23 protein-coding genes, 2 tRNA genes and 1 pseudogene are annotated in these 23,402 nt (G+C 37.3%); 11 read left to right on the top strand and 15 right to left on the bottom strand.

The annotated features are described in order from the left end of the window. Nucleotides 1-8 precede the first annotated feature (8 nt). The gene (locus WAX86_RS15210; RefSeq protein ID WP_044178252.1) at nt 9-344 is read right to left on the bottom strand and encodes a hypothetical protein; all 336 of its coding nucleotides are present in this window, start codon (nt 342-344) and stop codon (nt 9-11) included. 250 nt (nt 345-594) lie between these two features. On the opposite strand from WAX86_RS15210, the gene WAX86_RS15205 reads away from it, so the two are divergent. The 4 genes from WAX86_RS15205 to WAX86_RS15190 all read left to right on the top strand — a co-directional run bounded on the left by WAX86_RS15205 (nt 595) and on the right by WAX86_RS15190 (nt 2,844). Continuing rightward, nucleotides 595-1,386: a phosphoribosylglycinamide formyltransferase gene (locus WAX86_RS15205; RefSeq protein ID WP_065171336.1), complete on the top strand. Its 792-nt coding sequence runs from the start codon at nt 595-597 to the stop codon at nt 1,384-1,386. Nucleotides 1,387-1,713: 327 nt separating this feature from the next. Then, nucleotides 1,714-2,505 (top strand): phosphoribosylglycinamide formyltransferase, encoded by a 792-nt coding sequence (locus WAX86_RS15200; protein ID WP_065171335.1) that lies wholly within the window; start codon nt 1,714-1,716, stop codon nt 2,503-2,505. Between the two features lie 128 nt (nt 2,506-2,633). Beyond that, nucleotides 2,634-2,724 (top strand) — tRNA-Ser (locus WAX86_RS15195). A 43-nt stretch (nt 2,725-2,767) separates the two neighbouring features. Further along, a tRNA-Asp gene (locus WAX86_RS15190) sits at nt 2,768-2,844 on the top strand. 62 nt (nt 2,845-2,906) lie between these two features. Here the strand turns inward: WAX86_RS15190 and WAX86_RS15185 are convergent. From WAX86_RS15185 to WAX86_RS15160, 6 genes are all read right to left on the bottom strand, one after another. Beyond that, nucleotides 2,907-3,224: a hypothetical protein gene (locus WAX86_RS15185; protein WP_284648365.1), complete on the bottom strand. Its 318-nt coding sequence runs from the start codon at nt 3,222-3,224 to the stop codon at nt 2,907-2,909. A gap of 94 nt (nt 3,225-3,318) precedes the next feature. Then, on the bottom strand, nt 3,319-4,761 hold the full coding sequence (locus tag WAX86_RS15180; RefSeq protein WP_341489610.1) for a glutathione synthase: 1,443 nt from the start codon (nt 4,759-4,761) through the stop codon (nt 3,319-3,321). Between the two features lie 189 nt (nt 4,762-4,950). Continuing rightward, a complete protein-coding gene (gene sigZ, locus WAX86_RS15175) occupies nt 4,951-5,511 on the bottom strand; it encodes an RNA polymerase sigma factor SigZ (protein ID WP_065171332.1) in 561 nt (186 codons plus the stop codon). Nucleotides 5,512-5,691: 180 nt separating this feature from the next. Beyond that, a complete protein-coding gene (locus tag WAX86_RS15170; protein WP_065171331.1) occupies nt 5,692-6,390 on the bottom strand; it encodes a glutathione S-transferase family protein in 699 nt (232 codons plus the stop codon). 102 nt (nt 6,391-6,492) lie between these two features. Further along, entirely contained in the window at nt 6,493-6,720 is a 228-nt protein-coding gene (locus tag WAX86_RS15165; RefSeq protein ID WP_065171330.1) for a helix-turn-helix transcriptional regulator, read from the bottom strand. A 9-nt stretch (nt 6,721-6,729) separates the two neighbouring features. After that, nucleotides 6,730-7,278 (bottom strand): DUF2975 domain-containing protein, encoded by a 549-nt coding sequence (locus WAX86_RS15160; RefSeq protein WP_341489609.1) that lies wholly within the window; start codon nt 7,276-7,278, stop codon nt 6,730-6,732. Between the two features lie 306 nt (nt 7,279-7,584). On the opposite strand from WAX86_RS15160, the gene WAX86_RS15155 reads away from it, so the two are divergent. Further along, a complete protein-coding gene (locus tag WAX86_RS15155; RefSeq protein WP_341489608.1) occupies nt 7,585-8,583 on the top strand; it encodes a substrate-binding domain-containing protein in 999 nt (332 codons plus the stop codon). A gap of 518 nt (nt 8,584-9,101) precedes the next feature. Next, a pseudogene (locus WAX86_RS15150) lies at nt 9,102-9,382 on the top strand (LacI family DNA-binding transcriptional regulator); the annotation flags it as partial. A gap of 54 nt (nt 9,383-9,436) precedes the next feature. Here WAX86_RS15150 and WAX86_RS15145 read toward each other — a convergent pair. Together WAX86_RS15145 and uvrB are read right to left on the bottom strand one after the other, a co-directional pair. Further along, the gene (locus tag WAX86_RS15145; protein WP_044178008.1) at nt 9,437-9,823 is read right to left on the bottom strand and encodes a VOC family protein; all 387 of its coding nucleotides are present in this window, start codon (nt 9,821-9,823) and stop codon (nt 9,437-9,439) included. Between the two features lie 88 nt (nt 9,824-9,911). Further along, entirely contained in the window at nt 9,912-11,864 is a 1,953-nt protein-coding gene (gene uvrB, locus WAX86_RS15140; RefSeq protein WP_341489607.1) for an excinuclease ABC subunit UvrB, read from the bottom strand. 273 nt (nt 11,865-12,137) lie between these two features. Here uvrB and WAX86_RS15135 point away from each other — a divergent pair, with 273 nt between their 5' ends. Both WAX86_RS15135 and WAX86_RS15130 read left to right on the top strand, forming a co-directional pair. Then, entirely contained in the window at nt 12,138-14,600 is a 2,463-nt protein-coding gene (locus WAX86_RS15135) for a GH92 family glycosyl hydrolase (RefSeq protein ID WP_341489606.1), read from the top strand. Nucleotides 14,601-14,897: 297 nt separating this feature from the next. Further along, entirely contained in the window at nt 14,898-15,887 is a 990-nt protein-coding gene (locus tag WAX86_RS15130; RefSeq protein WP_068968423.1) for a hypothetical protein, read from the top strand. A 63-nt stretch (nt 15,888-15,950) separates the two neighbouring features. On the opposite strand, the gene WAX86_RS15125 is transcribed toward WAX86_RS15130, so the two are convergent. After that, nucleotides 15,951-16,454 carry a hypothetical protein gene (locus tag WAX86_RS15125; RefSeq protein ID WP_068947162.1) on the bottom strand — a complete coding sequence of 168 codons (504 nt, stop codon included), beginning with the start codon at nt 16,452-16,454 and terminating at the stop codon, nt 15,951-15,953. A gap of 229 nt (nt 16,455-16,683) precedes the next feature. Here WAX86_RS15125 and WAX86_RS15120 point away from each other — a divergent pair, with 229 nt between their 5' ends. The 3 genes from WAX86_RS15120 (at nt 16,684) to WAX86_RS15110 (ending at nt 18,763) form a co-directional block, all read left to right on the top strand. Continuing rightward, nucleotides 16,684-17,523, top strand: coding sequence for a patatin family protein (locus WAX86_RS15120; RefSeq protein ID WP_154140777.1), 840 nt, complete (start codon nt 16,684-16,686; stop codon nt 17,521-17,523). Between the two features lie 527 nt (nt 17,524-18,050). Beyond that, nucleotides 18,051-18,326, top strand: coding sequence for a hypothetical protein (locus tag WAX86_RS15115; RefSeq protein WP_036765440.1), 276 nt, complete (start codon nt 18,051-18,053; stop codon nt 18,324-18,326). Between the two features lie 125 nt (nt 18,327-18,451). After that, nucleotides 18,452-18,763 carry a hypothetical protein gene (locus WAX86_RS15110; protein ID WP_068968426.1) on the top strand — a complete coding sequence of 104 codons (312 nt, stop codon included), beginning with the start codon at nt 18,452-18,454 and terminating at the stop codon, nt 18,761-18,763. 189 nt (nt 18,764-18,952) lie between these two features. On the opposite strand, the gene WAX86_RS15105 is transcribed toward WAX86_RS15110, so the two are convergent. From WAX86_RS15105 to WAX86_RS15085, 5 genes are all read right to left on the bottom strand, one after another. Beyond that, nucleotides 18,953-19,252: a hypothetical protein gene (locus WAX86_RS15105; protein ID WP_044179677.1), complete on the bottom strand. Its 300-nt coding sequence runs from the start codon at nt 19,250-19,252 to the stop codon at nt 18,953-18,955. A 143-nt stretch (nt 19,253-19,395) separates the two neighbouring features. Continuing rightward, a complete protein-coding gene (locus tag WAX86_RS15100) occupies nt 19,396-20,457 on the bottom strand; it encodes an aspartate/glutamate racemase family protein (protein ID WP_341489605.1) in 1,062 nt (353 codons plus the stop codon). 225 nt (nt 20,458-20,682) lie between these two features. Continuing rightward, on the bottom strand, nt 20,683-20,982 hold the full coding sequence (locus WAX86_RS15095; protein ID WP_036765435.1) for a hypothetical protein: 300 nt from the start codon (nt 20,980-20,982) through the stop codon (nt 20,683-20,685). A gap of 480 nt (nt 20,983-21,462) precedes the next feature. Beyond that, nucleotides 21,463-22,719, bottom strand: a complete 1,257-nt coding sequence (locus WAX86_RS15090) for a HAMP domain-containing sensor histidine kinase (RefSeq protein WP_341489604.1) — start codon at nt 22,717-22,719, stop codon at nt 21,463-21,465. Then, the gene (locus tag WAX86_RS15085; RefSeq protein ID WP_065170883.1) at nt 22,709-23,398 is read right to left on the bottom strand and encodes a response regulator transcription factor; all 690 of its coding nucleotides are present in this window, start codon (nt 23,396-23,398) and stop codon (nt 22,709-22,711) included. Before WAX86_RS15085 ends, WAX86_RS15090 begins: the two co-directional genes overlap by 11 nt. Nucleotides 23,399-23,402: the final 4 nt, after the last annotated feature.

The raw sequence follows: 23,402 nt of genomic DNA, 5'->3' as shown, positions 1-23,402 counted from the left end.
ACAATCAATCAGTAATTGAGTTTCTTACCACAATGACCACACTCAGTTGGTGGCTTCATAAAGAAAGGCTTTCGGCTTGGACTACCACATGCATCACAAAAACGTGTAGAGCGAATGGTCATATAAGTTAGCGGCACCATTAACACCAATAGACTGATTAACATTGGTAATGGGGGTTGCATGATGATCAAAAAGATCCCAAGTACCACATTGCCAAAGATATTATAGATAGGCCAAAGCTTTTTCTTTCGCGTAACATCACCTTTACGTTGAAACAGCAATGCACTGCCTACTGATAAGCCAAGCCAGATCACTACTAAGATGATCAATAAATTCTGTTGCATCTACTCTCTCCTTTGTTCTGCCTTCATTATTACCAATATCGCTATTAATTTATACTATTCTGACTTGTTTATTTTGTTTATAAAACAACCACTTTTGCAACAAGAAGTAAAATCCATGAGCCATGTCACGTGATATAAAAAACGGACCTGAAAACTGTGGACTCAAACATTGCAGCTTTTATTACACATGCTATCTTTGCCTGCGTTGGAGTCACCGGCTAATTTTTTAGTGACTCATTAGGGAGAAGAAATGACCGTAAAAACCATTGCTCGCACCTGTTTTGTTTTAGTCGCAGTATTTGGCAGGATGCCAATTGCAAGTGCAGCGCCCGTGATGCAAGTAGATGATGCACCACTAAAACTTTCAGCTCTTGAGCGTAATGCTCAGCCTGAATTACAACAATCTATTCGAGGCTTATTTTCAATACCATCATGGCGTCAACATCAAATTCAGCAGCCTTTTTCTCAGTTTGATGAACTGTACCAACATGCAGAAATAGCTCAACATGAAATGATTTCACTGTTATCTAAAACACAAAAAATAACAGAGACACAAATTATTTTACCGGGTTTAAAAGGTAAGCTAAGAGCGCAAGAAAAAATTGAATCTGAGTTAGGAGGACAGGCAGATAAGTTAACGGATATCGTCCGTGCTTCTATCGTTGCAGATAGTATTCCTGATTTAGTCAAAGCTTATGATGAAATCACTCAACACTCGACTCTTCTTGAAGTAAATAACCGCTTTGCAACTCCAGCAAAATCGGGCTATCGCGATCTAAAACTGCTGGTTCGCCTACCTGAATCCAAGCACATCGCCGAGATCCAGCTTCATCTATCAGCAATAGCAGAAGTAAAAAGTGGACCTGAGCATAAAATATATGAAGAAGTACAAGGCATCGAGCGTTTAGCCCAACAACAAAACCGAGTATTAAACGATATTGAGCAAGCTACTATTGATCGTCTTCGTGCTACATCGCAAAGATTATACCAAGAGAGTTGGCAACACTATTTATCCCCTCAAAAAAATGCTGTAAACGCCTAATCGCTATCTTATGCTTGGCCGAGAGCTACTATTTCTATCGGCCACTCATCCTTAATAAGCATTCTGCACAAAAGCATAGATAATCAAAATACTTTGACTTACATCACACCTTTATACACTATCCATCACTAAAATTGATATGAATCGAGAGATTCATATTCCATTCAGCTTTATCAGGTACGATGAAACCCTGTAAGCGATAAAGAGATCATTAAGCACCGCAAGTTTCAAACTTAAGACATACGCACCTTTAGTTATCATTTTTGTGTGTCGAGATATTCCCCTTACCTAAAGTAAAAGGTAGTCGAAGTATCAAGGAGTTTAATAATGGATATGAAATCGATTCTACGCACTGGTGTAATCCTACTGTTTATGTTAGGCAGAACATCGGTTGCAAATGCTGACACTTCAGCAAATAACTATGTAGAACCAGATTTTGATGTACAGCAGAAGTACTCATTAAAAAGCCAAAAGTTTTTCCAAAAGAGCCTTAGTGGTCTTTATAACGTACCTAGTTGGCAAGCCGACAGCATTCAGCAACCTTATAGTGATTTTGCAACCCTATATCAAAATGCAGAATTAGCACAACATGAATTAAGCGTTATGATGCATGAAATTGCTCTTGCATCCGATGCCCACCCTATTATTCCAACCGTAAAATCTGAGCAACGAGCCAAAGTCAAAATTGCTCAAGAATTGAATGGGCAAGTTGACCGTATTACCGATTTATCTCGTGCAACACTGATTACCGATGATATTCCCTCTTTAATGCAAGCATTCGAGTTATTGAACAAAGAGGCACGTATTGTTGCAGTGAAAAATCGTTTCAAAAATCCAGCACCATCAGGCTACCGTGACCTAAAAATACTAGTAGAACTACCAAAAACACAGTTGATTGCAGAAGTTCAATTACACTTAGATGAAATCGCAACAATTAAAAATGGCGAAGAACATAAGATCTACGAACAAATCCAGAAAATTGAACGTACAGCTCAAGCAGAAGCTCGTCCATTCAACGATATTGAGCAAGCAAAAATTAAAAAGTTACGTAATATTTCTCAACAAATGTATCAAGATGCTTGGCAACAATACCTACAACCGACAACAAACGTTGTATAATCACGAAAACCAACGGTTAAACTTATAACAACTTGAATATTTTAGATTAAAAAGAGACCTATCGATAATTTATTTTAAGAAAGGTGTTTACAGCCACACAAGAAGGCTCTATTATTCGCTGCATCTGCGGAGGGATGGCTGAGTGGTTGAAAGCACCGGTCTTGAAAACCGGCATACGTTTGTAGCGTATCTAGGGTTCAAATCCCTATCCCTCCGCCACTTATTCTTTGAGTTGGGTTTTACCGAGCTTAAGTAAAGAATTGGAGCGGTAGTTCAGTTGGTTAGAATACCGGCCTGTCACGCCGGGGGTCGCGGGTTCGAGTCCCGTCCGCTCCGCCACTACAACGAAACCTTGTCAGAAATGGCAAGGTTTTTTTGTATTCATTACTGATAAAATAATCTTATTTAACAGCTATATACGTTGTTAAGAAAAAAACAAAGACACTCGCCAACAATTTAACTGCGTTCAACAAAAACACTTCTACATCAAACGCTATCTTAAAGCCATTTACCCTTGGTATTCTCAACGCACCAGATATAGAAACAAACAGACAAGCATATAAAGTAAATTCCTGACTACCCGGGATGTCGAGATAGTTTAGAACCGCAAAAATACCAAACGATGCAATCGCGATTAAATAACCCGATACAACAAGAAACAAAAGAACATATGGCATTCCAAGGTCCATCTCACCATAAATAATTCTTTTTAGTTTCATAGTGATACCTAGTGTGTTGAGTGCATTTAGTCATTGTACTCTAAGCCACTAGATATCAAATGCTTGATGGTATTAGAATTACTTATAGTGGGTATTACAACTCACTTAATGCTAAAGAATCTAAAACCCCTTGACCACTATGAATACCACCTTCAGTGGTGCGTGTTGATTTACTGCGAATTAAATACCCTGCATACCCTTTATTTTGAGTAATAGGCTTTCCCGCTAAATGAACCGTAAAAATTCCAATTTCACTAATCAGATCATCAATAATCTCTGTTTGTCCTTTGCGAACAGTAAGTGCAGGGGTTGTTCTTGGTTGAGGCTGCAATCGGCGCATTAAAGACCAAGCATGGAAATCTTCAGTTCGTAATACACTGAGTTTTGGCGCAATATCTTGACCAAAAATGCAATGACCACCACCCTCTCCTTGATTTTTAAGAACCCAATCTTGCTCTGATTGTGTTGCAAACCAACTAACTGACTGGTTGGTTACGGGAAGCATTTCCCCCAGCACAGATTTAACTTGTTCAGCTTCAGTAATTGTTAACCCAAAGTTCGATAGTTCCGAGACAGGCATTGATGATAGTAACATCTGAACCCGTTTACTGCTTGCCAACTGTTGTCCAACTGTAGCATTCATCGCAATACGGTGTTGTTCCATAAACATACGCGTATTCATTAATGCTTCACAACACACTTCTTCAACAATATTATCCGAACAATAATCCGAGAACTGATAACCTGCACGAAGATAAACAGTATCAATAGATCCAATCCCTTCTAACAATAAGCGGTGATTGTCTCCTGTTGAAAGATTGCCATAGAGTTCACTAAACGTACGACGAATAGTACGAATTCCTCGACGTTGTAGCTCCAATTCTAATAAATGTTGATCAAATACATTATCTTCATTTGCTTGAACCACCATCAGGAAAGTAGCTGGCGTAGAATCATTAAACTCTTGTTTGATTTGAAATGTCGCTTTTGCGATCCCTTCACCTAGTTGTTCAATCGCTTTATTTTCAATTAATGTTGCAGCTCCTTCACACTGCCAAGGAGTAAACGTTGTTGGCCACTGGTTCTGTAGGTAATGATGGAGTTCATGGGCTCGCTGACCAAAAGGCCCCATACCTGCTGCAATGGCATTAAATTCAATAAGTTTAGGGCCCAAAACCGCATCATCCATAAAGTCACTACGCATAATCAACATAGGTACACGTCTAACTGGCGATTCGGAGAAATGGATCTTTTGATGCATGGAAAGTAAAGCCGAAAAAAAGGTATCGCCACTTACTAATGGCTTAATTGCTTGTTGAATAAACAAAGCATCTTCCGATACCGCATCAACCATCTTGCCCAATAACGGCGCAGTATCGATTAAGGTTTGATAACGTTGTGCGGAAATCTGAGTTGGTGTAGTCACAAAAGCAGCATGAGAAGCACTAAACGGACTGTCTTTTAGCATCATTGCATGAGTCATAGCCCACTCAACTGCATCATTAACGGCTTTTACTGTGAATTTATCATTATGCATATGTGCATCTCTAGCTGCATTCCAAAATCATATAGAACAAAGATTCAATAAATCTTAGCCTTCATTTCTAATTTCATGGAAATATAATACCAGATATCGATTTTGGTCAATAGAAAAGCCCATAACAGGTAAGGTTAGTAAGTAACCACCATGTCTAACAAACTCTTTAACACACGATACGTCAGTATATTAACACTTTGAATTTCCTTGTTGTTTTTGGGAACAACTGGTTAATCTTCCTTGATTATCAAAGGAAAAAGCACAGCAATCTTCAAATATTTTTTTCAGTTCTACTCGGCTTTTTTGTACTCTAGACTTTAATGTTGAATAGCTTATTCCATAATTTTCAGCCAATTCTTTTTGATTAACCCCTTCTAATTCAACAGCCATAAGTAAACTTGAGTATTGTTCAGGAAGTGCATAAATAAACGGTGCAACACACTTTGATAGCTCAGTTTTTATCTCTGGCTCTTGTTCGTTAAACCACAAATCATCTGGATTCAGCTCTTGATCTCGCAGTATTCGAGCTCTTTTCCGATAAAAATCAATTACCGTATTACTAGCAATTTGAAAAAGCCAAGACTTAATATTTATTACCTGTTTAAGAGATGCTAGATTTTGATACGTTTTAAACAGAACTTCTTGTTTTAGATCTTCAATATCATCTTCGTTGGCAACTTTAGAGCGAAGAAAAGAATGGATTGCTCGTTCATATTCTTGCCAAATACGTTCTAATTCTCGAGATTTCATACAGTTTATCTATGGCTAATGGCTAATGGCTAATGGCTAATGGCTAATGGCTATCCAAATTTTAGAATATTTTAGATACAACGTCCCTACTCTTTTGCGTTGTTCTTGCAAGACATACTCTAAAAAATAATGCAAAAAAGCGGAATAATTACTTATTCCGCTTAGTATCAAATTAACAAATTAACCACAGCAACTACTTCCTGCGCACTGACTTTCTGGCTGTATATCTTTTCCATCAGCTAAATAGGTATTCGTTAAGTAGAAGTCGCAAAAGATCTCCTCAAAATCATCAGATACCGTTTTCTCAACTAAACCTGACGCTAAAATATTCTGTTGCCACTTTTGCAATTTTGGCAAACCACAGAAAAAATCAAATCCTGAATGCTCTTTAATGATTGCAGCTCGGTGAAGCAAAGGAAGCCAAGCAATATCTACGTTACTCAGATTATTTGACTTGAAAAAATGAGTAGTTTCATCAAGTTTCTTTTCCATTTTATGAAAAGCTTTACTTAACACCTCAAATCGCTCATCAAAAGCTTGTTTGTTCTTGCTTCCCATCGTTCCACACTGTGGCAGATAGTGTTTGGTGCCTAAGTAACTCCACGCTCTATCCAAAGCTCTCTGCTCATTTGAGATATTTGCCTCTAATGGACCATATTCATCTTCGATATATTCAATAATGGCATCAGATTCAAACAATGGCGTACCTGACTCTGTTACTAAAACCGGAACCTGGCCGTTAGGAGAAATGTCAAGGAACCACTGAGGCTTATCTTTTAGACTGATGTACTCAATCTCATAGGCAATATTTTTGGCTTCAAGGGCAGCAGTTACTCGTTGAACAAATGGGCAAATTTTAAAACTAACAACTTTAATCATTTTCTTTTCTCTTTATGAGTATCACTTACCCTTTAAGACGACACTCAAAAAGAAAAGACGAAATAAATTTAAAATAATTGAGAATAATCTAGCGATAGTTATTCAAGACTCGATTTGATCGTCATCACTAGGATCAAATTCTAAGATATCCCCTGGTTGACAATCGAGAACTGCACACAACTTCTCTAGTGTTGAAAATCGAATCGCTTTTGCTTTACCGTTTTTCAATACCGATAAGTTAGCTTCTGTAATCTCAACCTCTTTTGCCAAAGTTTTTAACCGCATCTTACGTTTAGCCATCATAACATCAAGGTTAATTCGTATTGTCATTATGGCCTCTTAAATCGTATGGTTGTTCTCATCTGCAATACGGAATCCTTCCTGCATTACCCATGAAATGATTAAGATAATCATACCAAAAATCAACGTTAAAAAGTCTATACCGGCAAAGGTTACTGTTAATAGTCGCTCACCTGGTGGATTGTTAAACGATAAAATAACCGACATCGCTGTACCGTATACCACAGAACCTCCAACCCAATAAAAAATACTGTATCCCAGCTTTCGATAGCACATTGCATTATCTAGAGTGAAAATTTCATTTTGTTCGTAATTTTTAAAGAGATGAATCAAAACACGCAAGGCGTAAAGAATGACACCAGATAGCAATAGGCTGGAAATCATCGCAAGAATCCGAGTCATCATTGTTAGTGGTTGTTGGGTATAACTCCCAATATCAATACTTGTTTGAACAAATCCCATCATGGTTAAAAAATCGTTCGGCGTTTGAACAGTTAACCAGTAATAACACACACCAATAGGAGTAAAAAAAAGTAGACATTGGAAGAACAGCCGCACTCGACGACTCTGTTTTTGAATATTAGTCATTGGGTATCTCTCTTGTGTTGTTTTATGAGCTGATAATAATAACACCAGAGATTATAATCAATAATATTTTATTGTTTATCGATAATTATTTTCTTCAAATCGTAACTAAAAATAACCTATAAGATAGATTATTAAAGACTCCAGACGTAATAACCACATAAAAAAGATAACGTTTACACCATTAATAATATTAATAAATACAATTAGTAAGATGTGACAATTCTCTATAGTCTTGCTATGAAAATTGAACTACTTACACAAAGGGTGTTTAATACTAAAAATAATTCAAATTAGGTAAAGAGTCTTATGGCTACAATCAAGGATGTTGCAAAAGAAGCTGGAGTATCAGTAGCTACTGTCTCCCGAGTCATCAATAAATCCCCTAAAGCGAGTCAAGCATCTATTGATTCCGTCACTCAAGCCATGAAGAAGCTTGGTTATCGTCCCAATGCCGCAGCTCGTGCATTAGTTAGCCAAAGCACCAATACTATGGGTGTTGTTGTAGGGGATGTCTCCGATCCCTTCTTTGGTAGCTTAATAAAGTCGATAGATCATGTCGCTCATGAAAATGGTAAGCATATTCTGATTGGTAACGGTTACCACAATGCAGAAGACGAACGCCAAGCAATTGAATTGATGATCGATAATCGTTGTGAAGCCATGGTCGTTCATGCAAAAGGCTTAACAGACAAAGAATTAATTGCCTACGCAAATGAAGTACCTGGAATGGTGTTTATCAACCGTAATATTCCAGAGTTATCTCACCGCTGTATCTCTCTTGATAATCATCGTGGAGCATACCTTGCTACGGAATTCTTAATCCGACATGGCCACACTAAAATTGCTTGCATCGCTTCATCTCACGAAATTGAAGATACAGACCAGCGATTGCAAGGTTATCTAGATGCCCTCAAAGATAATCATATCGAATTGTCAAAACGCTATATTGAATGTGGTGAGCCAAACAGCGACGGTGGTGAACATGCAATGACAAATTTACTCACCAAGTCGTTAGATATCACTGCTATTGTGGCTTATAACGATTATATGGCTGCAGGTGCTATGGCTGTACTGGATCAAAATGGAATCGATGTACCGGAAAAAGTATCGATTGTTGGCTTTGATGATGGCTTGATTGCACGCTTTGTCAGCCCAAGCTTAACGACTATTCGCTACCCTATCGAGATGATGGCAGATCGAGCCGCTCAGCTGGCCTTAGCGCTATCTCGTGGCGAGCAACCTGAAGATGAAACCATAGTATTTAGCCCAACATTGGTTCGTAGAAATTCGGTTGATAAGCGCTAAAATCGAGTAAGTAATGCCATTTAAAATAATAAACAGCCGAAGAAGAACAAGTATCAGCTGGCTGTTTATTATTCGATAAAAGAAAAAATAAATAGTGTTAACATTTTTTTTACCATATAATGCACACTATTCAGATTTTTAATCACTCATTATAGATAGATTTTAATGTTGGCATCAGTTGAAATAGTCAACTCATTTCACATCTCAAATCACCACCCTTGTCTCTAATCTAAAAATACGAGATTAAGTCCTATCTTGATCTGAATCCGTGACCGTGACTTCAGAAAACCTCTCTCATAAAACCATGTTTGAGCCTCTTTCACTTAACGCTATTGCTCTAAAAGGAAATACTGCTGCATGAATGCACTTACAGATACTCAGAAAAAACAGTAACATCGTCAAAGCCAAAAAAGAAAACAAAAACAAACAGTAATGAAGAAAAGAAAATTAGTGCTCGTATTCGAATTGAACAAATAAGAGAGCAGTAAGAATGGGATAAAGAATGGGGTATTTGATAAGTAGCTACTGTCTCCCGAGTCATCAATAAATCCCCTAAAGCGAATCAAGCATCTATTGATTCCGTTACTTAAGCCATGAAGAAGCTTGGTTATCGTCCCAATGCCGCAGCTCGTACATTAGTAAGCCAAAGCACCAATACTATGGGTGTTGTTGTAGGGATGTCTCCGATCCCTTCTTTGGTAGCTTAATAAAGTCGATAGATCATGTCGCTTACGAAAACGGTAAACATATTCTGATTGGTAACGGTTACCACAATGCAGAAGATAGAAGAGCCGCTCTTGGAAGAGCTCCATAAGATTGGTAACCTCTACGAAGCGGCTTAATATAACTAAAACTATTCTGCAGGCAAAAAATGCGTTGCACATAATTTATTGCCGTCAGGATCTCGTAGGTATGCTAAATATAAACGACGACTGCCACTACCTCGAACTCCTGGTGGTTCTTCACATGGTGTACCACCTGCTTCAATACCAGCGGCATGCCATGCGTTCACTAATTCAGGGCTTGATACGCTAAGACCTATCGTCATGCCATTACCAATAGATGCAGGCTCACCATTAATAGGATGAGTAAGAGCTAATACACCTGTTTCTGTTATATATAAACAGCGTCCCTTTTCATCGATAACACCTTCGTTATAACCTAATGTTCTTAAAATCGCATCATAAAAACGTTTAGAGCGCTCAATATCATTTGAACCTAGCATTACATGACTGAACATTATTGACTCCTTTTATTTATTTAGTGCATTAATTTGCTCGATTCTGTAATGCTTGTCTATATCTTAATTGAAGTTATTTAGACATAAATTACATATAAATAAACTGACGATAAAGGCCATCCAGTTTTTTTCTGATCGATTCTGAATTTTCTCCTTCAGGTAAACTTAGTAGCAACTTCTCAGTATCAGTTATTTGCTGACATAATTGAGCTAAGTTAGTACAAAACTCTGGATTGGCTGAACTTGAAGAAGTAACAAGTTCTTGACGAATAGATGTTATTGGATTGATTTGATGAAGATGATTATATTGAATTTGTCTAGAACGGCGGTCAAGTGATTCATCGATTGCTTGCTGCATTGCTGGAGTTACCTTGTTACCATACAAAATCGCCATTCCATTCTTATTTCTGGCTGCTCGACCAATAATCTGAATAAGAGCTGCCTTTGACCGCAAAAAACCAGCATGATCAGCATCTAATATCGCGACTAACGATGCTTCGGGGATATCAAGCCCTTCTCTTAATAGATTTATGCCAATTAAAATATCTAACTCTCCTGCTCGTAACTGCTCAATAATTCGTACACGATCCTCTGTTTTAACGTCTGAATGTAAATAGCTAACTTTAAAAGATTGTTCTTGCATATATTCATAAAGGGATTCAGCACTTTTCTTAGTTAGAGTATTCACTAATGTACGTTCGCCCTTCTCTATGCGAATCTTTATTTCATCAAGTAAATTACTAATTTGATTAGAGGAACTTCGCACTTCAATCGTAGGATCTAACAGTCCTGTGGGTCGAATTATTTGTTCTACAACAGGTGTTTTAGCTTTAGATAATTCATAATTACCCGGTGTTGCTGACACAAATAAAGTCTGAGGCTTTATTTTTTCAAATTCATTAAAATCTAACGGACGATTATTCTTTGCAGAAGGTAGACGAAATCCATATTCAATGAGCGTCTCTTTACGGCTTTGATCTCCCTTAAACATGGCTGATATTTGCGGAATCATCACGTGTGATTCATCAATAAACAGTAAACCATCTTTTGGTAAATAATCGAGTAATGTTGTTGGTGGTAAAGTTGGGTCTCTATCATTTAAATAACATGAATAATTTTCTAAACCAGAGCAATAACCTAATTGTTGCATCATCTCAATGTCATACATTGTACGTTCATAAAGCCTTGCCGCTTCAGTTATTCTATTCTCTTGATTGAGTTGCGCGACTCTTTGTTCTAAGTCTTTTTGAATTAGCAAACTCGCTTTTGTTATTTTGTCTTTTGATGCTGCATACAAAGTCTTTGGTGAAACGCGATAATGTTCTAGAGCGCCGAGAGTTTTTCCTGAAAAAGGATCTAACCAATATAACTGCTCTATTTCATCATCAAACATTTCAACTCGAATAGCAACTTTCTCTGATTCTGCAGGGAAAATATCTACAATATCACCATGGCTTCGGAATGTTGCTCTTTCAAGTTTCTTTTCAGTTCGTTGGTACTGAAGGGATGTTAGTTGCTCAATAAATTGAGAACGGTTAATTTTACGCCCTATATATAAAGGAATTTGAGCTGCTCGATATAATTCAGGCTCTCCCAATCCATAAATTGCAGACACTGAAGCAACAACGATAACATCCCGTTGTTCAATTAAAGCTTTCGTTGTTGAGAGACGCAGTCGTTCTAATTGTTCATTAATTGCCGAATCTTTACGAATAAAACGATCACTAGAAGGAATATAAACCTCAGGCTGATAAAAATCATAATAAGATACGAAATATTCAACATGGTTTTCAGGAAAAAAGCGCTTCATCTCACTATAAAGCTGCGCTGCTAATGTTTTATTATGAGCTAAAATTAAAGTGGGGCGCTTGAGACGATGAATAACATTTGCCATTGTAAATGTCTTTCCAGATCCTGTTATACCTTGAAGCACTTGATGACTAGCTCCAGATTTGATTCCATCAACCAACTTTGCTATTGCCTCAACTTGATCCCCTGACGGTGAATAATCAGAATGCAGTATAAAAGAATTATAGCTCATAACCTCATCTCTCTTTTCTCAATCCCATAAAAGAATACTAGTCAAAAGTTAAATAAGAGTTAGCATATCTGTGAAATTCACCAAAGTGTGAAATAGAACGCAAAGTTTAGAAAAATTAATCTTCATACATAATATTGCCACAAAATCACACTTCTATTTACGTGTATTAATTGTCCAGTAAATGGCGCACATTCCTACTTATACTGAGCAATAAATCACTTTACAGTCGCAGTCATAACGCTAATAACACTCTGTATTCTGTGAAGGTTTTGTATGCATAAAAATAAAATAACACCTCTATCTCTGGCAATTGCTATTGGACTTGGTCTTGTTGGTTGTAACTCTGATAGCGATAACAGCTCCATCGGTAAAGTCTCTCCTCCTGTACCCACGGAATTAATTCAATATGTTAATCCATTTATCGGAACAGGAGCAGATGGGCATACATTCCCAGGTGCAGTGTACCCAGCGGGGATGGTTCAACTCTCTCCAGATACAGAAATGGATGGCTGGGGATCTGCTGCAGGTTATTTTGATCATGGTAAGCAAGAAGATATTCCTGTATACGGTTTCTCTCATACTCATCTAAGTGGTACTGGTATTACTGACTTAGGTGATATTTTAGTTCTGCCATTCACCGATAAAAGTAATGCAACGTACAATACGTTTGATAAACAAAATGAAGTTGCAGAAGCAGGTTATTACGCCGTTGAACTAAATCGAGGAGAGATTAAAGCGGAACTTACAACCTCTCCTCGAGTGGGCTATCACAAATATACCTTTACTGCTGATCAAACACCTTTTATTAAATTTGATCTTGACCATACATTAAACAAGAGTTGGGGAAATCGTACCACGATTGGCAATATTGAATTTATTGACCCTTACACCATTCGTGGAATGCGCAGTTCAGATGGCTGGGCAAATAATCAACACATCTATTTCTATGCCAAATTCAATCAACCTATTGTGAAAGCAACAGCTATGATTGACGGGGTAGAAACGGAAATAAAACTTCAAGATGATGCATTTGAAGCGGTCAAATCTATTGCCTATCTTGAATTTGCAAAAACAGAAAAACCTATTGAAATTAAAGTCGGTATTTCTCCAACCAGTACCGAAGGGGCTCAAAATAACTTAACCACTGAAGTACCTGAATGGAGTTTTGCAAACACCAAAAATAAAGCTCAACAAGCTTGGCATGATGAATTAGCAAAAGTAGAAGTAAAAGGTGGTACCGAAGATCAAAAAGAGATTTTCTATACCGCTATGTACCACGCTCAAATTGCACCAATGATCTTCCAAGATGTTGATGGTACCTATCGTGCAATGCGAACCCAAGAACTAAAAGAAGCAGGTGATACACCAAACTACTCCATTTATTCAATGTGGGATACTTTCCGCGCATTTCATCCACTTCAAACCATTATTAATCCAGAAAAGGCACAGCAATATGCTAACGATCTGATTCGTAAATACCAAGATGGTGGCATTTTACCAAAATGGGAACTGCACGGGCACTATACTGGCACGATGATCGGTTTCCCTGCAGTTTCTATCATTGCCGATGCGATGGTAAAGGGATTAGATATTGACCCTCAAGATGCGAAAGAAGCTTCTGAGTTCACTGTACGCTATCACGAAAAAGAGATGTTCCCTGACTGGACTGAAGACCAAAATATCGGTGCCGCGAATGTCGTTCAAGTTAAAGTGTATGAAGAGAATGGTTTTGTGCATCATGGTTACTGGAACTCTGCCTCTTACACCTTAGAATTTGCGTATGGTGACTGGGCAATGGCTGAAATTGCACGAATGGCTGGCGATGTTCGTCTTCAAGATGAGTTTCTCGCACGTTCGGATAACTGGCTAAATCATTGGGATGCAGAAACGGGCTTCTTACGCCCTAAAAACCATCCAAATAGCTCTTCACCAAATAAACCACCACTTGCGTTTAACCAACCTGTTGATGAAACTCGTATGGATGAATGTGTGGATGTTGAATGGCCTCAAGGCTCAGGAGATATGAAGCAACAATGTCCACTGCTGCCATTTGATCCCTACTACGTTGATGAATTTGCTTTTACAGAAGGAAATGCGTGGCAATGGAAATTTCAACCAATGCACGATTTTGATCGACTAAAGCAAGAGATCTATCAGGCCGATCTCGCTAAAGGAAAAGAGACCACACCAGAAAAAGCATTCCGAGAAGATCTTGATGAACTATTTACAGCACGCTCGTCAAATGCGGGGGAAGAACTGCCAGATCTAACAGGTTATATTGGTCAGTATATGCACGGCAATGAGCCCTCTCATCATATTCCATATTTATACAGCCAAACTGATGAACCATGGAAAGCACAAGAATATCTCGATCGCATAATGAATGAGTTTTATACCACGGAGCCTACCGGTTTGATCGGTAATGAAGATGTGGGACAGATGTCATCTTGGTATATTTTAAGCGCATTAGGCTTTTACCAAGTAACACCAGCAGATCCAACTTATACCATTGGTCGTCCACTATTTGATGAAGTGAGTATCGAGGTCAAAGGTGGAGAATTTAAGATCATTGCTGATAATAATAGTCCTGTGAACAAATACGTTAAATCAGTCACAATCAATGGCAAACCATTAGACAATACGTTTGGTTTTGAACATAGCGAAATTAAAGCAGGTGGTATTCTACATTTTGTTATGACAGGTGATAAAAACGAAGCAATGAAAGCAGCGTTCTAAACCGATTCATATCGATATAATAAAGGATGAGACCTATGTCTAAGTTACCTCAAAGTCGAGGTTACTGAAAGTGTATGGTTTCATCCTTTTTCTTTCTTATGCCCTTTTACATAATGCGAAATAAATAACGAGTCACTTTTAACTCATTACTTTTTCAGTAATATTCAACATCCTTCCAAGTTGATTATTTTTACTTCGATAATAAGAAAACTACTATGTAATTTCCTGCTTGCCGATTAAAATACGCCATTATAAAAACAGTATTTTATTCTATTACTCTTTGACCTTTATTAGTACATGATTGAAGCAAAAATCGAAAGTTGGGGGCTTAAGCGTGTTGAACGTTATTTACCCATCACTCAAAACCTCTTTCAAACCATCAATGACAAACGACTCTGCCAAGCATGTGTCGCGTTATCTTTTTTTATTGGATTTATTACCACTTTCTTTATTGTGGCTTTTGAAATCTATTTAGAACTACTGGGTGAAAACTGGCTAGCATTAGACAACCTAATCAAACTTGGATTAATTAACTTATTTTTCATTGGTTTAGAATTATTCTTATTGTTTGAAGTTGGCTTTATTACCACCGCAATCTTAATCAACAGAGCCAGTGCCCAATATCAATTTTGTGACAAAATGAAGGCTTCTTTGGTACGAGCTGTTATGGAATTATCAGAACCTACAGATAATATCCATGGTATTAAACCTTATAAGCAGTACAGTAAATTCCGTTATATCAAAGTCGCTTTATACACAGGCAAAGATATTTTGAGTAACTTTGTCATTAAAGCTATTTTACAAAAATCAATTTCGCGTAGCAGTGTTCGCGTGTACATCCCTTTAGTCTCCACGTTGATCACTGGATTTTGGGATGCATGGGTACAGCAAAAAGCTCTCAGTGAAGTACGTTTGAGAATATCAGCTCGAGTATATGTACTTAACCAATTAGCCGAGTTAGAAGCAAAAGATATGAGTCAAGCTTATGTTACTGCCCTACTTCGTTTAATTGCGGTTAGACAGAGCTATAAACAAGAATGTGACGTGAATTTAGAATATTTCTATGATCAGCTTTATAAAAGTAAACAATACCAGTTGAGCGATCTAGAGTCGGTTGATCTACTACTAATATCGGTTAACGCATTAACCAACGAAGAAAAAGCAGAACTGACGGTTATGATGGAATACCTGTTCTATTTTCGACGAAATCCGACTCGTAATGAAAAGGCGTTATTGTACAAACTTGGTGTTTTACAGGCTTCAAAAAATAACCCATTGCTTTGTTAAAAAACTAATTAATAGGGTAAACGGGAGATACCTAATACCTCCCGTTTATCCTCTATCACTGAGTTATAAACTTTCCAACCAATTAGAGATAATACTGCCTATTTGCTCTACATCGGCATATTGATGGCGTTCACCGCTCACTTCAATACATTTGATACATTTCTTTCCACTGACAACTTGATTGATTTCCTGGAACGAGCCAAAAGGGTCATGATTTTCTTGAATAATAAGAACAGGCTTTCCCTGGTTATCAAGAGCAGGAAGTAACGCTTTATCCTGATCAGAATATAAACTCCAAGCAACACCAATAAAAACCAACTTATCCCAACTGATCTTACGCTGAGCTTTTAATGTTATAAGAGTACCAATAGATTTTGTGATCACCACATCAAAATGTCCACAAGGTAAGGACTGCACTTCAGTCGCCACACTGAACTCATCATCACTACCCCATGCGCTAAAGTTATGAAGTGTAATTTCTTCATGTTTCCATGGCGTTTGCGCAATAATTTTTTCTAACCATGCTTTCGTTGCTGGCATTTTTCCTGGTATTGCTAAAATTTTCATCACTCAACCCTATTCTAATTTATCTACATCTATCATACCGCTAGCGATAAACATCATGTTGAATAAAAACGTAAAATTAGAATGAAGAAAACAATTTACTTTATTGATATGAACAGCTTGAAAAACGTGACTTTTAGTACTATTTCTTTAAAGATTATTCGCTATGATAAGTAAAATATTCCTCTTAAAAATCAGCAAGAAAAACTCATTAACAATAAAGGATTTTGGTATGACAAAACATGCGCTTGTGGTTGAAGGTGGAGCAATGCGAGGCATATTTGCAACAGGTGTCCTCGATGCTTTTTTAGAGCATGATTTTAATCCTTTTGACTTCACAATTGGTGTATCGGCAGGATCTGTTGTCTTGATGGGCTATTTATGTAAAGACTATCAACGCAACTATAAAGTGATCACTGAATATGCTCGTAGTAAAGATTTCATCAACTATAAACGTTTCGTTGAGGGTGGCAATCTCATTGATATTGATTGGCTGTGGAAAGCCAGCGTTGAACATCTGCCACTAGGCTTACACGAATATGAAAAGCAAGGTGTTCCTTTATTCGCAACAACAACAAATGTAGTAACAGGCGATCCATCTTATATAGAAGTTACAAGAGAGAATCTTACGGAGGTGATGACAGCAACCTGTGCCCTTCCAATTGTGTATAAGAATTTTCCCCAAGTTAACGGTATTGCTATGAGCGATGGTGGTATCGCAGATCCTATTCCTGTAATAGAAGCATACAATAAAGGAGCACGAGAAATTACTGTAGTCTTATCACACCCACAAGCTCTCTTTGCTCACAACCGTCAAGTTCCTTGGCTAACCCGTCGAATATTTAAAACCCAACCCGTTTTTGCCCAAGAATTTTTAACCAAAGAAAGTCGATATAACAAGGCACTATATTTTATAAAAAATCCACCAGCAGACTGTAAGATTAATGCAATCATCCCTGATAAGAGCTTTCAAATTAAGCGATTAACCAAAAACTTAGATAAACTCGATGCAGGTTATCAGCAGGGACGCAACGCCGGACTCTCTCTTGTAAAATCTTACTCAAATCACTAGCTTTTCTCTTACATCCCCAAGTGATGACAATATATCAAGTCACTTGGGGATATATCTACTATCAAACATATAAAAGACATTCTTAACAAAAAATATGCCATTGACCTGTTTAGCATATATATCAAAATTTCAATTTTATTAAAAATATTCCATCACGGAAAAACATACTAAATATAATTCATCTCTTATTTTTTATTTTATTCATCATAGAGATATTTATATGAATATACGTGAAATATTATGCCTGAATATATCTTATTGATTTTTAATCAGAACATATTATTGTCCTAATTAGCAAAGTATTATAAATATAACTAATAATACGTCATTACTTATATTTAAAAATAGAATTTAAATAATAAAATCTAGCTCATAGTTTTAAGAAAAACATTAATATTGTTTCATTTTAAGGTTGACCATAAAAAACCAGAGCGTATATTGATTCATATAGACAGCATATAAAAACAAAAGGAACGCAAAATAACGCTGTTTATTAACTATCGTTTTTCATACTAAGGATAGTTTTTATGAAAACATTTAGGTTAAGGATCAGTCATGGTTTATCCATGTTCCCTGATATAATAAAAAACACCACAGACCCAGATAAGGCATTGAATTTCCTAAAGTATGAAACATCACCATACTCACGGGGATATTCTAAAAGTATTGAAGTTGATGGTAAAGTATATGTGAAAAACATTGCCATTAATGATGCAAAAGTGTTTAAGGAGGACTATATTTGTCATGAAGAGAGCGTTGATTTTAGTCAGAGGATCTGGCGAATGATACTGCTTAAACTGTGAATAACAGAAACCAATTGAGTTAAACTTGTAATCCCATAATGAAGACCATAAAAGCACATCATCAGATCGGTGTCTTCTCTGATAAAGTTATATGTAGATGGATAGAAAATAAGGAATGATGAATTATGGATACTTCAAAAATCACTGAAGCATACAAGCAAATTAAAACGATCAAAGATGCTGTTCAGCAAACTCTCACTCAACCTGATGCTAATTATAATCAAGAGCAGCTTCAAGTCCTGTTGATGCAATTAAATGAAGTGCAAGATGAACTCTTTTTTATTCGTGAAGAAGTGTTTGAAGGTACAAAAAATTATAAACAGCTTCATAAAGAATCCAAAGAGCAAGAAGCTCGTATTATTCACCTAAAAAAATCAGCAACGCAACACAACCATCAACGTAGTACACACCGAGCTACTTCTTGGCGTTGCCGTTAATACTGATTAAACTTGATTCTCTATAATCTTGTTTTACTTGGTTATTAGTTAATACTGACTTCATTGGCTCACTTTTAAATAATTGATGGAGTCAGTATTCAGCCGCAGGTATCGCGGCTTTTTTTATTTTTAATACAAAAAAGCAGCCGATTAAGACTGCTTTTAAAGATAAGAAGGTTTACTTGCTTATTAGCCTAAACGTTGCAGAACAAGAGGCCACAGTGTGCTATAGGCAAACCAACATCCAGCAGCAATAATTGCTGTCCATACCGCGCAAGAAACAACTTGCGATTTACGCAAATGGTTAGCAGGATCTGGCTCGCCGCAATGAGGACAGAAATGCGCCTTACGAGAGACCATACCTTCACATGCAGGACATTGGGTTAATTTCTTTGATACTGGCTTTGTCGGTCTTACTGGCGCAGTACGCTGCTCGGCACGAAAAGATAGTGGATCTTGTTGCTCTGATTGTAATGGCGAATTACTCATAATGTACTTTTAAATCGTTTTAATGCTCAATAAATAGTCGTATATGATACCGAAAAAACGACACAAACAACACTGTTCATTTGTAATTGGCTAAATCTCCTGATGGTTCAATAACAAAACGAGGATCTAGCCACAATTTTATCTTATTCTACCAAATGCCGTTGCAATGCTTGTTCTATATCAGCCGCAGTTAAATCATCACCATCAATTACTTCAATGTCGATTGCTCGAAGTTTGTCAGCAACGCCCTTGGCATTATCAGTAAAAAAGAGTGTTGGGAGATGCATGTAGCTTCCCGTTAAGCTTGTATTATTTTTTGCTAAGTATGAGGTTGTTTGTGCAAATATCTGTTTTTGAATGGAAGCTAATTGCTCAAGACCAGATACACTCACAGCAAGAGGCGCAATCCAATCTAAGTGTGGTTGTTGATAGCTTTGTAACGGATCGATTAACGTACTCGCATCCCCGTGTGTTGATATTAAGCTTTGTGCCAGCACCATAGAAGCATCAATTACAGTGATTTCAGGTGGTAGTAGTCCTTGTTGCTTAAAGCGAAGACAACTCTCCGCGGTAAGAGCTAGAGGTAATTCAGTACATCCAAGAACAATCTTTGTGCATCCCTGTTTTGCTAATTCATCACAAATCACCTCACACAATAACTGCTCTGCTTGCGGGGTGATTTTAGCAGTCTTAATACCAAACTCAGGATGATAAATAGCATCCATTACTTTTTGTTGATTCTCAGGGCTTGGTTTTGTTGACTTAACACCTTGATCAGCTAATGCAGACTGATAGAGCCCCGAATCTACTAAGCTATTGACACCCATAACAAGAATGGTGTCTTCACTGCCCTCTAATGACGCTGCTGTTTGCTTTATCATATCGACAAAGTGAACAGGGATCTGTGGCAAAATAGTACGAAATAGCTCATGAGCACTATTACAAGCCAATCCCATTACTTTAACATCTAAATACTGCATCAATCTTAACGTGTAGTTAGCTGTTGCATATTTGCGCAATTCTGGAATATCGGTTGCTTGCCACTGTTGCCCCACTTCTTCTGCTTTGTATGCTAAGCGAGAGTTACCAAAAGCAACTAACTCAATCGAATCAGAAGCACTAATCGAACCATTGATTTTCTCAATTAAATCAACCATGGCTTCATTGCCCATACCACCGATCACACCAATCCTAGTACTTCCCATCTCAACTTCCTTGCTCTATAAAAACTGTGATTAATTTACTCTAACAACTTCATAGCGTAACGATTTAGTGTAAACGTTTCCGTGAGATATTACGCACTCTACTTTTTGTTACAGATTTTATGAAGGAAAGAGAGATGGAAAGAGAAAGGATTATATTGCTAGTAGATCTAAAAACGCCCCAGAACTTAGAGTTATGGAGCGTTTATCGTTATATAAAAGACGTGTTCATTGGATCTTAGTTAACACCAAAGCTAACCGTTGATTCAACTCATCGACATGATAATCGTGGCCTTCACTTTTAGCATAAAGCATCGCGTCCATAATATGGCTAGACATTTTCGCTAATACAAAAGAACTCTGTCCTTCAAGTGAAGATTCAAATTCGCTAAGACTTAATTGATCAACTGCACAACATCTCAGTTGACTGTTATATTGAGCTTTAGTGGCTTTCGTTAAATAGTGAATAGCCATTGTGATCAATAAAGAAACAGCAAGAATAATTAAGATTGGTGGTGCTAGGGACATAAGCTATACCTCCTAAGTTTCGGGAAACAGCTTGGGATATCAACCCAACCCACGGCAACATCTCTTTAAACACGGGCAGTAATTCTTATTACTACTGGAGCTTCAATGAAGAGAAAAGCCATGTTTAAAAATGTCGACTCTTCATACGATTTGTCTTCAAATTCGCGGTTATTATAATCCGTTTTAGAGAAAAAATACCCTTTTCAACTTACCATTTTTAGTGAATTAAATTTTCAAAAACGAAAATTTGCCTATCTATTCAAAACAAGCTTAATTTCATATTTTTGCAATTTAAGACATCTCGTTCTTATTAAATGAGATAAATCAAATTGAATAGATAACATAATGAAACCATTAGATTTCATACGCAATCAAAATACAATTCATCATCCTGTTCATTTCTATTCATACGCAAACAAAGAATAGTTATTCATATCTAAATTTAACAAACAACATAATTTTGTGAGCTAGTTTGCAAAATTAATTTATGAAATAAACAGTTGCATCGCAGCCATTAGCCTTATTATGGCTTAACTCAACACTCCAGTTATATTTTCGACAAATATCTTTAACAATAAGCAGACCTAATCCATAACCTTTCTGTCCATTCTCTGCATCTGGCTCAATGCCAACTCCAGTGTCAGAAATAACCACGTTCGATGCACTAAGGGTTATTGTGATTCTTCCTTGTTCAGTATACGTAAAAGCATTCTTGATTAAGTTTCCAAGCAATATTTTGACCGCAGGAAGAGGAGCATGAACGGTCGGCTCCCCGTTAGCCACCACGTCAATTTTAACGGTTTTACCATCCAATAACTGTTGGTAACTGGATACCAATGAATGAATTAAGTCTTCCCTGATTTGCCAAGGAGTTTCAGTAAGTTGTTCATCACGAGTTAATGATAGTAAGGTCTGAACATACTCTTGCATCTCATCAACAGCGGGTAACATTCGATTGCGTTGACGCTCAACAAATTCGGGCTGTTGTGAGTGCCCAAGTAAAGTCAGTCCCCCTTTTATCACCATAAGAGGCGTTCTTAATTCATGACTCGCAAAACGGTTAAATGCCCGCTCTCGTTCAAGCAGATCAGTTATTTGCTGTTGGTAATCATTCAAGCTTTCTACTAGTTGTACCAATTCGCGTGTTTGACCACTTGAAGGTAATTGAATGGGGGTAAAATCATTATGAGCTCGGTTTTGCAGCTGCTTAGATAGCGAAGAAAGAGGCGAGGTTAAGCGAACAGAAATACGCAATACCGCAAATAAACTGACTAACAATAGTCCTAATGTTAGTAGCATTTGATAGCTTTGTGAATCCATCATTTGCTCTTCACTACGTTCAAATATAGGATCGATATTAAAAATATAAACCTCTTGTTCCTTGCCTTGATAAGTCACTTTGGATCGCATAACAAAGTATTCAGTTTCTAACTCATCTTGACTCGGCTTATACACTTCAACCGCTTTATTAAAAGGTAAGTTCTCAGGTAGATGAATATCGCTAGGTATATTAGCTTTCCCAAAATAGAACGAGGTATAAGGGTTGTTATGTTCAAGCTCATCTTGCGGTAGGTTTTGTTGTATCGACTCTAGTGCCATATCTAGCCTATTTTGCGCATTAAACATCTCTAAATCTTCAATTGTTGATTCAAAAATAGAAAAGTGGATTGCAATAATCGCAAACGCAACAATAGAAAAATAAGTAAACGTTAACTGCTTAGCGGATTTAATCTTCATGTGAAACCTCAGGAATAACCAACTGATACCCTACTTTTGGCAACGTTTGAATATAAGCATGATCAAAAGGTTTATCGATTAAATTTCTAAGCTGATATAAATGACTACGTAGCACATTACTGTCTGGCTCATCATCACCCCATAATGCTGTCACTAACTCATCTTTTGTTACCACTTGGGGAGCTCGAGTCATTAATAGGCGTAAAATAGTAAACAATGAAGGATTAAGTGCGAATTTACAGGACTTACGATAAGCCGTATGTGTTTTTACATCTAAAGAAAGTTCACCAAACACTAGGGTATTAGAAGCCACCAGCCCACTGCGTCGACGAGTTAATGCTTTGACTCTAGCCTCTAAAATTTCTAAATCAAACGGTTTAACTAAGTAATCGTCTGCCCCGTTTTGAAAACCTGCCAAAATGTCTTCTCTGCTATCCATAGCAGTTAACATTAATACAGGTGTATCGATACCATAATCTCGTAACTCACGACACACCGTCAGGCCATCCATTTTAGGTAACATGAGATCTAAAATAATAAGATCGTAATGCTGCTCTTTTGCTAAGGCTAATCCTCTAGGACCAGTGGCTGCATGATCGAGAACTGCGCCTTTGATTTCAAAGTAATCAAAAATAATCCCCGCAATATCGTGGTGATCTTCAACTAAAAGAATCCGCATAGTA

The organism is Photobacterium damselae subsp. damselae, assembly GCF_038086725.1.
Lineage (GTDB): Bacteria > Pseudomonadota > Gammaproteobacteria > Enterobacterales > Vibrionaceae > Photobacterium > Photobacterium damselae.
This window is presented reverse-complemented; position numbering and strand designations above follow the sequence as displayed.